The 14,410-nt window shown below is 62.0% G+C and carries 8 protein-coding genes; 1 reads left to right on the forward strand and 7 read right to left on the reverse strand.

From position 1 onward, the window contains the following. Positions 1 to 6: 6 nt before the first annotated feature. The 5 genes from IDM46_RS13610 to IDM46_RS12350 are packed head-to-tail and all read right to left on the reverse strand — an operon-like array spanning position 7 to position 9,260. The gene (locus IDM46_RS13610; RefSeq protein ID WP_221441890.1) at positions 7 to 2,562 is read right to left on the reverse strand and encodes an AAA family ATPase; all 2,556 of its coding nucleotides are present in this window, start codon (positions 2,560 to 2,562) and stop codon (positions 7 to 9) included. Further along, positions 2,552 to 3,823, reverse strand: coding sequence for a Wadjet anti-phage system protein JetD domain-containing protein (locus tag IDM46_RS12335; RefSeq protein ID WP_185115912.1), 1,272 nt, complete (start codon positions 3,821 to 3,823; stop codon positions 2,552 to 2,554). Before IDM46_RS12335 ends, IDM46_RS13610 begins: the two co-directional genes overlap by 11 nt. Beyond that, positions 3,816 to 7,232 carry an SbcC/MukB-like Walker B domain-containing protein gene (locus tag IDM46_RS12340; RefSeq protein WP_185115914.1) on the reverse strand — a complete coding sequence of 1,139 codons (3,417 nt, stop codon included), beginning with the start codon at positions 7,230 to 7,232 and terminating at the stop codon, positions 3,816 to 3,818. Before IDM46_RS12340 ends, IDM46_RS12335 begins: the two co-directional genes overlap by 8 nt. Then, a complete protein-coding gene (locus IDM46_RS12345; RefSeq protein WP_185115915.1) occupies positions 7,219 to 7,830 on the reverse strand; it encodes a DUF4194 domain-containing protein in 612 nt (203 codons plus the stop codon). The genes IDM46_RS12340 and IDM46_RS12345 overlap by 14 nt, the downstream gene beginning before the upstream one ends. After that, on the reverse strand, positions 7,830 to 9,260 hold the full coding sequence (locus IDM46_RS12350) for a Wadjet anti-phage system protein JetA family protein (RefSeq protein ID WP_185115916.1): 1,431 nt from the start codon (positions 9,258 to 9,260) through the stop codon (positions 7,830 to 7,832). Before IDM46_RS12350 ends, IDM46_RS12345 begins: the two co-directional genes overlap by 1 nt. Before the next feature lie 90 nt (positions 9,261 to 9,350). Between IDM46_RS12350 and IDM46_RS12355 the strand changes: the two genes are divergently transcribed. After that, on the forward strand, positions 9,351 to 10,184 hold the full coding sequence (locus tag IDM46_RS12355) for a WYL domain-containing protein (RefSeq protein ID WP_185115917.1): 834 nt from the start codon (positions 9,351 to 9,353) through the stop codon (positions 10,182 to 10,184). A 188-nt stretch (positions 10,185 to 10,372) separates the two neighbouring features. Here the strand turns inward: IDM46_RS12355 and IDM46_RS12360 are convergent, their stop codons facing one another. Both IDM46_RS12360 and IDM46_RS13635 read right to left on the reverse strand, forming a co-directional pair. After that, positions 10,373 to 13,768: a TM0106 family RecB-like putative nuclease gene (locus IDM46_RS12360; protein WP_185115918.1), complete on the reverse strand. Its 3,396-nt coding sequence runs from the start codon at positions 13,766 to 13,768 to the stop codon at positions 10,373 to 10,375. A gap of 481 nt (positions 13,769 to 14,249) precedes the next feature. Next, positions 14,250 to 14,381, reverse strand: coding sequence for a hypothetical protein (locus tag IDM46_RS13635; protein ID WP_255492291.1), 132 nt, complete (start codon positions 14,379 to 14,381; stop codon positions 14,250 to 14,252). Positions 14,382 to 14,410 lie beyond the last annotated feature (29 nt).

The following is a 14,410-nucleotide window of genomic DNA, read 5'->3' on the forward strand; positions in this document are numbered from 1 at the left end:
AGGCCGTCAGCCGACCTTGAGGATGCCGGCGTAGCTTTCGGGCTTGTCGAAAGCCTTGTCATTGATGCGCCACAAGTCGTTGCCTTGCGGAAGATCCACTCCCGCACCGAAGACATCACCTAGGCTTGCGACTTCCTTGATCAGGAATTTGTGGGCGTCGTCCGGTTTGGCCTGGTCGTTCATAACCCAGGCGATGCGCTGCCAGTCCTCGAAGAAGTATTCCTGCAGCAGAGGCAGTACCTGCCGGCGGAACACGTCAGCCAACCCGGCGAGGCTATCGATCTCAAGAAAGTAGGCATGTCCCAATAGATAGTCACGCCCCAGCAGAACCTCGATACGACGATTCATGGTGACCAGCAGCTGCTGCAGATCGATACCGTCAACGTTTTTGCCTGCCAATGCATCAGGTCGTGGCGGCATTTCCTCAAACTTAAAACGACGGCGCAAGGCGATGTCCAGGCCAGCCAGGGACCTGTCGGCGGTGTTCATGGTGCCGACGAGGTAGACGTTGTTCGGAACGCTGAACTTCTTCTTGGAGTACGGAAGAATGACTTCCAGCGCTTCGTCCGTGCCCTTCCGCTTGGAAGGCTCGATCAAGGTAATGAGCTCACCAAACACGCGCGAAATGTTGCCGCGGTTGATCTCGTCGATGATGAGCACGTGCGGCAGTCCCTTGGACTTCTGGGCTGGCACGATGCCGTCCAGTTTGATGGACGAAGCCTCCAAGTAATCCGCAAGTTCTGGCCAGCCAAAGCGCCCCAGCTCATACACGGTCTTCGCCGTAAACTTGCGCCCGCCATTTAGGGGACGAATGTCCAGCGAGAGGTCCTTGGCTAGCCAGCGAATCGGCAACACGTTGACGAAATCGGGGCGCACGCCAGCAGGTGGCGTCGCCTGGTACTCATAGCCGCCCTGGACGACACCGACGGCCTGGAACTGGTCTTCCGAACCAATGCAAAGCAGGACGTCGCCAGGCTCGATCTCCTGCGAGAAATCCCTCAGAGAGCTACGGTCGTTGGTGCCAAGACTGGCATAAGCAGGTACCTCGACCAGGTGCTCGCTCTTCAGGTCGCCCACTGCGCTCCAGCCGATTCTTGCCTCGCCATTGGCGAAGCAGTAGTTGCGCGTCTGACTCGGGACTACCGTGCCATCGATGGAGATCTTCCAGATACGCGCATCCTCTCGAACACCGATATCGGATGCGACCTGGGCCGATCCGCGCGCGTCATCGCAGATGCTTCGAAAGACGCCTGGCTCCACCCGGTACTGCAAGATGCCACCTTCGCTGTCGGCGCGCAGGCCTTCTACAAAATCTTCGTAGCTGAAGCTTTGATGGAAGGTGACGAAGCGAACGCGGTGCTCGGCAACAAGCTCGTCATACCGTGATTTCAGTGCGGCACGGTCGTCAGCGTGCTTCCCGGCGAAATCAGGGACGAGTATGGCCAGCGCTTTGTTGATGGTGGCGAATGTCTTGCCTGTGCCTGGCGGGCCGTACAGGATCTGGTTGAGCGGCTGATTTGTCATGAGAGGCAATGGTTTCAACGAAGGAGTGGACTGCTCGCCAGGCTTGGACTCGTACCAGTCGCAGAGTTCGAGCAGCTCCGGCAATGAAGACACACGAACGGTGTAGGCCTGCTGGCCGGCGGCCAAACGCGGCGCATGACTACCCAAATGGTGGTTGCGGCTTTTCTCCGGCGGATACTCGCCCACTCGATCGTCCGGAACTTGTGGTGGACGCGCATCGAGGAAGACCTGCAGCGTGGATTTCTTGGCGGGACTTGCGCCTGGATCGAAGGCCAGTTGCCGCCCCGTCGGCGTGCGGTAGGCGGCGACGTGCGAAGTGCCACTGTAGGTGCCGGGGAAGCGGCTGCGCAGGTAGTCTGTTGCTGCCTGAGCGTCAAAAGGTGCGTCCTGGTTTTTCTCCCACGCGTCATGGGACAACTGTGCGAAGGGCTTATTTGAGCGCTTGCGCACTTCATCGAGGGCGCTCCTGTATGCAGACAGGGTCCCTTTTGGAATAGGAACACCCGCTTCCTCAAGCCAAGGACGGGTCTGCCCGTCGATCGGGAAGTAGCGATCAGGGTCCACGTAGAACAACGCCTCGGTCAGCTTCGCGAATCCGGTACCTGGGACCTGTAGCGCGCGTGCAAATGTATCCGGGTCGAGCTCTGCCTTGCTTTGCCCGAAAAGCTTCCAAAGTGTGGGGATCATCCAGTCCTGGCGGTTTGCCTTGAACGGGAACATCCACACCTTCATCGCATTGGCGGTCGGGACGCCATCAAAGTCGGATGGTGGCGGCACATTCAGTTCGGCCACCTGTATTAGCTTCGCGAACAGCTGCTTCCGCTTCTCGACCCCATACTTCGTAAACATGCAGAAGAAAGTGAACGGATCGATCTCCTGCAAAGAGGTCGCATTCCCGGCCTCGTCTTTGTCGTCGAGTCCGGCATCAATGCCAACTTCTTTGAGAATTCCCACCAGTTCTGGCTGTCGACCCTCGTAGTCGACCAGCCAATCAGCCACCGCCTTGAACACAGGGATCCAAGTGAAATTACTCGCCATCAGGTGACTTCCCTTGCGTTGTTGCCGATACCATCGCCGGATATTCCTGCCTCGCCAGATCGTGATGATCGGGCAACTTCACATCGATCTGCTCTTGCTCCAACGTCAGTGCTGGCATTTCTTGGAGCATTGTCCATCCAGCGCGGAGCGCCGCCGCTGTCATGGCATCACGTGTCGAATCAGACGCAACTTTTCCACCGCCCTGGGTTGTTGCGTCCATGAGCCATGGTTGCAGCAACACGTCTGCCGGCACTGCAACCTCCCGCAATCGAGCCGCAATCCGAAAACCACCGACATCGATATCTCCCCAGTGGTAGAACGTCGCTGACTGCGAAAGCTTCTCGGTTAGGCGACGGAAACCAGCGACCCATGCCGGCGATGGCATGCCACCGGTGAATACTGCCAGTCCATCCGTTCTGCCCGTCATTGCTTCCGCGACTAGATGGAACGTCGTCAGGTTCTCGATCGTCAGCACCCAGGCCGGTGTAGCAGCCAAGCCACACACGTTCCGCGGTGCCACCCCAACGTAAGGCCGCACGATTGTGCAGTCGGGCCCATCCTGCATCAGGATGGTGCCCACCCCGGCGACCATCAGCGGCAACGGCTGCTTGACCAAGCCGAGCGTCTTGAGCACTTCCCACTTCCCACGTGGTCGGCTTGCGAGCCCTTCCCCCGAGAGAACGTCGAGCTGCGGTAGTAGTTTCTCGATCCGCTTCGTGTCCGAGAACAGGTGTCCGCTAAGCACACGGATGACCTGATCCTCTCCGGGCTTGGTCGCCAACGCATCGAGCACGTGCAGGGCATCCCGCCATGAGCGCCAAGAGTCGGGGCCTAAGGCGCGCGCACGACGCAGCGCCGCCCACGCATGCAGCACGTCGCTCAGAGGCGGGTAGCGCTCCAGCCAAGAAGTCAGGCCCTCCGTGGCAGCCTGCAGCTGATCCACGTTCGTGCTCACGCCAAGCAGGTCGGCAAGCACATCCACGTCGCGCACGCGCACCCACTCCAGCGGTCGGTCCTCGCCACCTTGGTCGCCCCACCCCGCCAATACCGCGCCCCGCCTGACCGCACTCTGGATCTGCTCGTGGCCGCGCATGCGCTCGTCAAAGCCCTGTCGCCAATAGATCGAGTTGGTGGCCGTAAGGTTTGATTTCTGCGGCGCAGCCGTGGATCCGGTTACTCGCTTCCGTTCGCCGCGCTGCAACTGCTCGCGCAGGACGGCCTCCACCCACACACACAGCACCGGCCGGCGCCCCTCAGCCACCTGCGGGCTCCGTAACCTCGGCCAAGGCCTCGTCCATCAGTTCCGGATGCAATGCAACGATGTCGCTGGCCAGCAACTCCCGGGCAGCCGGCTTTACTTCGTTGCGGAACAACTGGATCCGCTTCGATCCGAACCGCGCCATGTCCCAATACACGTCGAGGAACGACGACAACTTTGCCTGGTCGGATTCCGGGCCGGCAATGATCATCTGTAGTCCGAGGGCATTGAGGTACTCGGCAGTAGCACGCACGTTTTGGGCGTCCATCTTCTCGAACGCTTCGTCCAACATGATCAACCCACCGCACCCAGGCGTGCCAGGCGGCTTGCCGAAGGCAGCGGCCAGCGCGGCACCGAAGATGACGTAGAGCGGCGTGCGATGTTCTCCGCCGGAACCCGGCCCGAACCGCTTGCTGAGCTTTCCTTTCAACTCGCCGCCGGCATAGATGTCTACGTCGTAGCTGAAGAACAACCGATGATCGTTAAGCGGGCTGTTCTCGAGCTGCAGCGGCGATCCCTTGCCGTCGCCTTCCACTAGCAGCCGGAATTCCTCCGGAATGGGACCGGAGCCGCCAAACAGCGTGGCCTCGCTCTCCCCCATCTCCCGAACGCGCTGCAGGAACTCGTAGAGCTTCCGGTGCTGGTCGACCTTGATGGCCTTGAACTGGTACCGCTCGCCGTTGGTGAACTCGGGCGCCTTGTCCAGGATCCGGTTGAGTCCCTTGATCTGCTCCTCAATCGCGTCGAAGCCATTGAGCAATGTGTGCGCCACGTCCGACCGGAAGACGTCGACCGCGGCCGCATACGCACGGTCGGCCTCATCCTTCTTCTCGACCAGTTCCAATTCGGACATCCGCTTCATCTCGCCCTGGATCATGGACTGAGCTTGCTGCCAGTCTTGATCGCGGATCTCGTGGTTCTCGAGCTGGTAATTGGCCAGGTACGTGGTCATGAGGCCCCACGCCTTGATGTTCGCGGTGTTGCCGTGGCGGTTGCTGTCCTCGTGCTGCTTGGTGCACTCGGTGATCGCGGCGGCCGCGTCCTCCTGGGTTCTGGCGTCAACTGCCTGCCGGAGCTCCTCAGCCGCGTTTAAATCGCACAGCGGGTTCTGGCGTGCGGCGGACTCCGACTCGCGAGCTTCGGCTTGCTCGCGCGTGAGGCGCTCGAGCTGCTCCCGCATGCCTCCCAACACCGAGCCGATCCTCGTCACCTCGTTGGAGGCTGCGGTCTTGGCCTTGTCGTTTGCGGTATGCGCATTGGCCGCCGTCGTGGCAGCGGCCTCCAGCGCAACCACCCCGCCGGAGCTGCTTGCCTCGACGATCGTCTCCGCCTGGTTGATCGCCGCCTGCTGGTTTACGATCTGGCCGACGGTCGACTGAAGACGCTTTTGGATGGTGTCGCTGTCGCCAGTCGACGCCAGCGTCTGGCCAATGCCTGTCACCAGCTCCAGCCGGTGCTTGACCGCCTCATGGTGCTCATCGGCCTTCCTCAGCATCTCGCGGGCTGCGCGCAGCTGCTCATCGTTGCTCACCCCGCCGATGCGCAGGCCCGCTCCTGTCGACAGGCTTCGGCGGTCGATGCCACCGCCGGAACTGATCATGCCGTCTCGCGAGAGTGCCTTGTGACCCACACGCAACTGCTCGCTGCTGTCCACCAGTGCCACCTTGCCCAGCTCGCCCTGCAGGAAGCGCACAGCCCCCTTGTCGTCGCCGACGATCAGCTGAGCGGCATATGTGCCGCCACCAGGGGCCTGCCACGGACGGCAGCGCGTGCCCAGCGCGAGCTTGGCGCCGTAGATCTCACGGCGGTTCCGGCGGTAGAGATCGATCGCGGCCGTCTCCTGCGCCGGGTCATGGACCAGCAAGGCGTCGACGTTCCGCCCAAGGTAGGCCTCGATCGCAGGCTGCCATTCCGGGCCCTTGACCTCGACCAGGTCGCACACGGGCGTGGTCCGAATGCCGGCATCCTCGAGCAGCGCCTGTAGACCTGCCACTTCGCGCCGGAGCGGCGCCCGACCCGAGCCGGCCCTGGCCACGTCGCCCTTGGCCAAAGTCAACGCTCGGTTCGACTCGACCGACTGTTGGGCCAAATCCATCCGCACGCCGTCGACCGCCTTGTGCAGCGTGCCGATGGCCTTGGCCAGTACCAGAGTGTCCTCTGGCTGGATCTCCTCTTCCCGCCGCGCGAGCTGGGCGAGTGCGGACAGGTGCTCAAGTGCGTTCGCACCTTCTCCCTGCACGGCCGCCAAATCCTTGTTGCCCACCAGACGCCGCACGGCGGCGCCCAGCCGACTCATATCGTCTACGAACCCCTCCCGAAGCGTGTCCAGTCCCTCACGGCCCTTGGCCAGCTCCGTCCGGCTGCCGAGCTGGCGCAGATACTCGGAATCCTGGTTTAGCGCTACCTGCGCTGTGACCAACCGCTTGTGTGCTTCGGCGGCATCAACCGTTGCCTTGCTCAGCGCCGCATCTGCCGCGGCCTGCCTGCCTTCAAGATCCTCGATGCTGTCATTGGCCTCGCCTACCTGCTCGCCGAGCCGTTCCGACAGGTACACGGCCTTCAGATATCCGTAGTTGGCCGCCTTGACGAAGTGCTGCCTGACTGTGCGGTACTGCTTCTCGACGGCTTCTGCCTCGGCCAGACGCTCGGCCAGTTCCCGGATGGTGCGCTGGATCTCCCGGAACTGATCCAGCCTGGCCCGGAACTGGGTGACGTTGGTCGGCCGCGCCTCGATCAGGTGGCTACGCAAGGTCTCGTTGAGATCGTCGACGTCGCGGTTGAGCTTGAGCGATCGAGCAAACGCAGTGCGAATCGCCCGATAGTTCGGCGACTCGCCGCGCTCGGCCAGATGCGCGCCGAACAACTGGCGGGAGAACTCCTCGCCGTTGATGGTGAACACCGGCGTCGTGCCAACTGCTCTGCAGCGATCGGCCAGTTCGTGCTGCATCCGCCGCCAGGGCAACACCATCTCCTTTCCGCCCTGCACCTCGATCATCTGCTCGGTGCGCAGCGCGACGCCGGGGAGGATGTAGAGGCTGTGGAAGGTGTGATCCTGGCTGTCCATGGTCGCCGACAGGGCGGCGCCGGCGGTCACCGCCAGACCAGTACCGGGATCTCGGAACACCAAGTTGATGTAAGTGTTGGCCGAGTCCCGGCACACGTCGCTGGGCCGTTGCCCATACACGCCGAGGCAGTAGTCGCGAAGGCTGCGGGCCCGGCGCTTGCCTTCGCTCGAGGCGTTGAAGTGGATCCGGTTGCGATCGGCGCCCAGCAACACTATCTGCAGCGCATCGAGCAGCGCCGTCTTCCCGGTGCCATTTGGCCCAAGGAAGGCCGTGTTCCAGCCCACATCGAGATCCTGCCGCGTGTAGAGGAAGTACTGGACCAAGCCGATCGATTTAAGCTGCTTCATCGTCAGCCTCTTCTTCCATAACTTCGGGGTCGACGCCGTAGGCCGCCAGCTGCAGCAGCGCGGTCTGGCCCAGGATGTCGGTGATCGCCGGGCGAATCGCGATCTGGAACGGCTGGTCATCCGCCGCATCGATCTCGCGGGCCATGCCGTTGCGCTTCAGCGATCGCACCAATTCGCGCATCTCACCGCGATCTGGCAACTGCCTGCCCAGCAGGTCCTTGTAGAGCTGCTCCAGCTCCTCCAGGGTGACGAAGGCCTCCCCGTCCACGATGTCGACTGCGTTGATCCGGTCGTCGTAGACCCGTCGCAGCAGCAGCGCCAGCCGCGTCTCCTCCAGCCGCATGCGGGCACCGAAGGCGTGGCGCGGGATGGCGACGACGTAGCCGTGGTGCGGATTATGGGTGATCGTTATCCCGAACTGCTCGAACACATCGCGGAAAGCCCCCAGGTGGCGGGTCACGAGTTCATAGGGCACACGTCCGCCGCGGTCGCCGGCGTAGATCACCTGCTCCATCATCAGGCGATAGGCCGCCTGCTGGTAATCCTGCTCCTCGTAGAGCCCGTTGCTCTGTGCCGCCAGTCTTTCCCAGTTGGCCATCACGCTCCCTCACGTTCGACGACAAAGCGTCGATGGGTCATGTGATTGTTGTTCGTCGTGCGCTCGTCTTCGAATCGCACCCGGATACCGCGCAGCATCTGCATGACGGGGTCGTGCCTACGTAACTGCACAGGCGCTTCGTCGCGCGAGGCGATCAACAGCAGGCGCTGGTAGCAGCACAGGTCGTTGATCGACTCGACCTCGAGCGCGTCCGAATCCACGCGCTGCTTGCCGTCAAGCATCCGCGCGATGTAGTTGGCCAGTTGCACCGCTGTGACCTTGCGGTTCTCGACCATCCGCCGGCGCAGCCACTCCATCGCCAGCTCCTCATCCGACAGCTCGATCGCCTCGACTGCTGTGGCCAACTGCTCCCTGGGCGACTTGCGAGGCTTGGCCAGTGCGTGTGCCGACCAGTGCACCCCGCCGGCGTCGCCGGGAAGCGCAGGGTGATCTTCAACCATTCCCGCCAATGCGTTACACGCCCGACCGATCAGCTTGTCCAGATGCTTCGGGGCGCGCAACTTGTACTCGATTAGCGCCAGCGCCCGCTGGTTGGCGATGCTGATCTCCTCGTCCAGCCGGGCGAGGTGGTCCTCAATGTTGTTCAGGCGCAGCAGCTGGTGGGTGTCGCGCCGGTAGGCGGCTTCCCCACGCTCCCGATCGCCCTTTCCGATGTGCTCGACGTACCAGCTGACTAGTCGCTCTCGCGAGACCTCGTCATCCTGCAGCGCGTAAGTCTTCTCGATGATCTGGCCGCGGTACTGCAGGGGATGGTTGCGGGTCCGTAGCTCGCTGTAGTCGGCGATGTACACGCGCTCGACGAAGTCGGTGAAGAAGCCATGGACGAAGTCGCGTGCGGACTCCAACTCCACCAGGCTGTCCATCAGGTCCTGCACTCGACATCCGGTGTTGACGATGTGCGCCATGCACTGCCGGGCCTGCTTGGCAGCGGTCTGGTAGGCGCTGCAGGCGTTGGGATCGGTGCTGTCCTCGGTAACCGAACGCAGATTGAGCAGGATCGATCGCACCTGGCCGCCGATGTACTCCGGTTCCTGCCGCGCGAACTCGTTGAGCATCGTGAACAGCATGCCGATGCGCGGCTTCACGGTGACCATGTCTACCAGGCCGCGGCGCCGTACCGAGAACCAACCGGCGTCGGAGAGCGTCTTGAAGATGCTGTGGCTGAGCCCGCCCACCGGCGTCTGGAGCTCGCCGTCCCAAGGATCATCGGCCACGATGCACGACTCGATCACCCGGACTACCACGGTCTTGGAAACCTCCTCGCCCGGGGCGCGGCCATCCTCGCCCCAGAGAGTTGACAGCACCCTCGACAGGACGTCCCAGTAGTGGCGGCTGTTGGCCACGCCCAAGGGCCGGAAGATGCTGTCCGGCAGTCGATCGAACAGCGGTGCGACTGCTTCTTGGTCCAATTTGAAGCCTCGGGTTCCCCGGTCACGGCACCGGTAGCATAAAACGTCCGGTGCTTTTATGCTATCGCAAGTCCAGCCCATCCCCGTGCCATGGCAAAAACCCCCCGCGGCCACCAAGAACGCCTCAAAGCCGTCGAGATTCTGCTGCTGTGGGAGGGCCGAGTCTCCCGACCACGCCTGGCCGAGATCTTCGACGTCCACGGCACCGTCCTCAGTCGCGACATGGCCGCCTACGCCGACCTAGTGCCCGACATCTGCCAGTACGACACCGGCGCCCGAGCCTACGTCGTAACGCCATACGCGCGCCCGCAACTCACGAATGGGCATTTCAGTGAGTACGAAGCCCTAGTCGGCACCCTAGCCCTACGGGGACTACGTGCCGGCGTCGAGCTTGTCTCGGCCCAACAGCACGCCACGCAGATCCAGCACGGGCCGTTCTCTCGAATCCATGCCGCGATTCGCGAGTGCAAGCAGATCCAGATCGAGTATCGATCTCTCACCAATCCAGATGCACACGAGCGCACGATCCGGCCCCACGCTTTCATCCAAGCCGGACCGCGTTGGCACGTTCGCGCGTACTGCGACCGAGCCAAGGAGTTTCGTGACTTCAACCTCGGTCGGATAAGCCGAGTAGATGATCCAGCACAGTCGCTGCTCGCAGAAGCAAGAGAAGACCAAGCGTGGGACACGCAGATAACGCTTCGTTTGATCCCGCACCCACGCCTGAATGCTGCCCAAGTCCAACTGGTTCGCGATGAGTACATGGCGGGCACTGTTGCCCGGGCCTTCGAAGTCCGCCTTCCCGTGTCGAAGTACCTTGTCCAAGCGTACCGGGCGGCGATCGATACCAGCAGGCAGCTCCCACCAGACTTCATTCTGGCAGTGCATGAGCCGAGCGAACTTCCACCAGGAGCACTGCTATAAGCTGCGGGTCAGCCCTAGTGCCAAACAGCCGCGCTATTTGGAATGACTAGTTGATGACTTCGCCCTTCGGCCAGAAGCGGTCCCTCACCTCACCGTACAAAGGAGTTCTTGAACGCTGCAAACGGTCGGAGCAGAAATGTCACATCCTCGTGCGAGCCTCGCGACACGCCCGGCTAGGTACCGATCTGCTAGATCTCCGTCGCAAGTTCAAGATAGCGGCAGAAGGCATTCGCGAGCTGCATCTGTCGAGGCGTTCGGCACTGTGCTTCGAACACAGAAGGCGACGCGACAAGGATGCAGACGCATTTCGCGCGCGACGTCGCGACGTTCAACCGGTTTAGGCTGTAGAGAAACTCCATCCCGCGTGGAGCATCGGCATAGCTTGATGTTGTCATCGAATAGATGACGATAGGTGCTTCCTGCCCTTGGAACTTGTCAACGGTCCCGATGCGCGCCCCGGAAATCCGATCCTTGAGTTCGAATACTTGCGCGTTGTAGGGCGCGATGATCAGGATGTCCTGAAGCGTTATAGGGCGCTCGATCCCATGCCTATCGATCCAGGTCGTCCCTGTTGCGAGAATTTCGTTCACCAGATCCCGGACGGCATCGGCCTCTTCCGGCGATGAACTCTGATTACCTGCGGTGGGGACGGTCATGTAGCGCAAGCCTGTCCCCGTGGCACGGCCGCGAGAGCGAATGGCTTGAATCTCCAGTCCGGGGCGCGGATGCAAGCGGCCGGCATAAAAAACTTCGGACGTATAGGCGCAGATGTCGGGGTGCAGGCGCCACGTCTCCGCCAGGAAGAGGCCGAGATCAGCGGAAATGGTCTGCGCTTCGCCGAGAACATGATGCAGCGCCGACACATCGGTTCCTTCGGGGTGGCTGCCCTGCGTCGGTTGATCCAGTTGCTGCGGGTCGCCGAGCAGCACAATGCTGGTGGCGGCTTGTGATACCGCAAGCACATTGGCAAGCGCCATTTGTGCCGCCTCATCAACGAACAGCACATCGACGGCCTGCGCCGCGGCGGGCGACGCCCACAACCAAGCGGTGCCCCCCGCCACTTGCGAGCCGTTGCCGATCGCATCGAGCAAATCCACGCCATTTTTTGCAAACCGCAAGCGCGCCTGATCGGGCTCAACTTCCGCCGCCTTTTGAATACATCGCACCTCGATATCTAGATCTTCGCCAGCCTTCACGACTTCATCGAGGAGGTGACGGATGACTTTGTGGCTGTTGGCACATACGCCCACGGTCTTTCCAGCCTGGACGAGCGCACAAATCATGCGGGCACCGGTATACGTCTTGCCGGAGCCAGGCGGACCTTGGATGGGAAAAATTCCGCCTTCAATACCAAGCGCGACCCGGCACGCGGCATCCAGGGCGAGTTCACCGTCCTGCTGGATCGCCTGACCACCGATGCGCGGAGGCAGGCGCATCAGCAGATCGCGGGCTGCGAGAAAGGAGCCGTTGCCGCGCATTCCGTGCTCGGCGACATACTCGCCGATCCGAACGAGAGCATCAGCGAGAACACCGGTCCCGATCACGGTGTGGGAGAAGATTGCCTCCGGATGAACATCGACGCTGTCCACACGCTTCTTGATGTCGACCCACCGTTCATCCAGCGAGATCGCATGAACTTTCCCGAGGTTCGCGCCGCCAAGATTGCGCAGGTCTTCGGCGCCACGCATCTCAGTTTCCTGAGGCGGAATGGTGTAGCGGTGGATGGGGGCTTTCGCCGTCCCGCCGTAGGCTCCAGCAAAGTTGAGACCCGCGAGGCCGGCGCGCTCGTCTAGCAAGTCCTCGGCAGTTAGATCAGAGAGGCGGAAGAACTCCCACCACAGCGCCTTCTGTTCCCGCCTGTGCCAATCCAGCGTGTGCGCGAGCAGCCAGCGCGCCTGCTGGTCGTCTGTACGCATCGCGACATCCACGGGAACATCGGCTGTCAGGCGCTCGATGAGCGCAGCAATTTTGAGTTGCCAGTCACCTAGCGCTTCGCTCGGGGCGCTCTCGGGTGCTTCCGGTCGAGGAACGGGAGTACCGGCGGTGATCAGGTCAGTGCGTCGTGTCTCCAACCAGTCCCGTAACCGCCATGTCGAGTCGCAGTCATCGCGGTTGTAGCCGGCGACAATGTTGCGGGTGGTTTCATCGATGAATTCCAGGTCACCGAGCTCAAGACAGGCCTGCACCTTGGCGAGCGCCTTGTTGGCCACCGAGAGCGCGGTGTCCCGAGTGAAGCCGTACAACGGCTCGAGTTTCTTGATCGAGTAGCTCTCCACGCTCGCGCGGAGGCCATGTCGGACCACGCCATACAGGTCGACCAAGCGCTTGGAGCGCAGTAGCGCGTCGACCTCATCTTCCCGGCTCGCATAGCGGCCCATCAGGCGCTTCAAGGCTGCCGGCTCATAGGGCGCGAAATGATAGATGTGCAGGTCAGGATGGGTCTGCAGTCGGAGCATGACGAAGTCGATAAAGCGCTCGAAAACCTGCTTTTCCGCTTCGCGGGAAAATGCCCAATCCGCCGTGTACGCGGGGTTGCCGTCGCCACCGGTGAAGGTATAGCCAAACAAGTATTCCAGGCCGCCGTCGCCGGCGAACGGGTCGCCCTCCAGATCGAAGAAGATGTCTCCGGTGGATGGCGCGGGCAGGCTCGCCAATCCCAATCCCGGATTCACCGGCAACAGCTCGTGAAGCACGGCACCGGCCTCGCGGCCCGCGGACTGAAGTCGCGCCTGCTCGCGCACACGCTCGTAGGAATGCACCCCCCCGCGCGCGGGCTTCCATACCAGCGGCACCGGCAACGCAGCCAGGCTGCCGAGGGTGTGTATACCGTGCCGCTTGAGTTCGTCGATATGCACCTTGGTAATGCCAGCCACCAGTGACAGGTGGTCGTCCGCCCGGCGCCGCTGATCGCAGCGATCGTGCCAACGACAGATGTCGCAATGCTCCTTCGGCTCGGGATAGATCTCGCCGGCGGCGTGTTGGTCCACGGCGGACTCAAGGGCATTCTTGACGCGGCGATAGTAAGCCGCGTAATCATCCATTCGATACCGCTGTGGCTCGTAGTCGGACCAAGGAGCGACGACATAGCTATATGTCGGCCTGAGGCCTTGGACAGTGGCGACCAAGGCGGCATAAAGGCACAGCTGCAAAACGGTCCCGCCCTTCGTTTCACGGGCGAGCTTGGTGTCTATTACCTCATAGGACCACGAACCGAGATCGCTCGCGATATTGACGCGCCGGAGGATATCCGTACGGCCCACCCAGCCGTTGGCGCGAAACGCGCCCTGTACGATGATTTCATCTCCGGCGCGCATCGCATCCCGCGTGCGCGTCACCGCCTCGTCATCGACGCCAACGCCGTTGATCGACGTAACCGTAAACCCTTGCGATTTCAGGTGCTCAGCGAAGCCTTGTTCATGCCTCGCACCACGCTCCCAGAGGATTTCGAGGAGCGGGGCCCAAGTCTTCGGCTTTTTCAGCGTGCCAACGGCAACGGCGATGTCGAGACCGGTCAGGTGCCCACAGTTTAGATGTCCAACCAGATCGGATGCGCTGAGTAGAATTGAACCGCCGAGCTTCTGCATACGGAATTGAGACCTGGCCTAGAGTTGTTTTGCAATGCTTCGTCGCTCAATCGGTCTCTCAAGTAAGTTGTCGCTGAGAGTGCTCCCTTTTTCTTGAGGGTGCTTATTCGCGACAAGCGGCGGCTTTTGGGTCGAGAGCACCCCTCACGCCCGACCGGACGTCTTCGAGTGTGGCTACCCAGCAGTCAGGCCAATTCTTCCAAGCGCTTGGCCGCCTCTCGCTTGCCTAGCCCCCGGACTGCAGCCAGGGCCGCCTGCTGAGCTTCGCGAGGCACGCTCTTGCCTGCCTCCCAGTTGTATACAGACTGACCGCTGGCGCCGACCAGTAATCCAAAGTCGGAGGCCGACAGGCCAAGTCGTCCTCGTAAGGACTTCAACCCCTTGGGTACGAAGCGCGTGTTTATCTTCGGCTCCTCAGCAACCTCGGCGCCGCGCTTCAATTGTCTGGGTGAGGTCCGGAGCCACGCTATAGGGACGCGATTTACCGCTTGAGCTCGACGATCTGGCGGCGGCGCTCCGAGTTCGCCTTACGAATCGGCTCCACCGCGATCTTGATCTCCTTGCGGGCCAATCGGGTGATTTCGCTCTTAATCACTGAACTCAGGTTGGGCATCGGCGGGGCCAAATGGTTGGGGCCGCCGC

It is taken from the genome of Luteimonas sp. MC1825, from assembly GCF_014764385.1.
GTDB lineage: Bacteria > Pseudomonadota > Gammaproteobacteria > Xanthomonadales > Xanthomonadaceae > Luteimonas.

What these genes read in the sequence shown, in the direction of transcription:
- IDM46_RS13610 (WP_221441890.1), bottom strand. Translation starts at nt 2,562, where the DNA reads ATGGCGAGTAATTTCACTTGGATCCCTGTGTTCAAGGCGGTGGCTGAT.
- IDM46_RS12340 (WP_185115914.1), bottom strand. Translation starts at nt 7,232, where the DNA reads ATGAAGCAGCTTAAATCGATCGGCTTGGTCCAGTACTTCCTCTACACG.
- IDM46_RS12345 (WP_185115915.1), bottom strand. Translation starts at nt 7,830, where the DNA reads ATGGCCAACTGGGAAAGACTGGCGGCACAGAGCAACGGGCTCTACGAG.
- IDM46_RS12355 (WP_185115917.1), top strand. Translation starts at nt 9,351, where the DNA reads ATGGCAAAAACCCCCCGCGGCCACCAAGAACGCCTCAAAGCCGTCGAG.
- IDM46_RS12360 (WP_185115918.1), bottom strand. Translation starts at nt 13,768, where the DNA reads ATGCAGAAGCTCGGCGGTTCAATTCTACTCAGCGCATCCGATCTGGTT.
- IDM46_RS13635 (WP_255492291.1), bottom strand. Translation starts at nt 14,381, where the DNA reads ATGCCCAACCTGAGTTCAGTGATTAAGAGCGAAATCACCCGATTGGCC.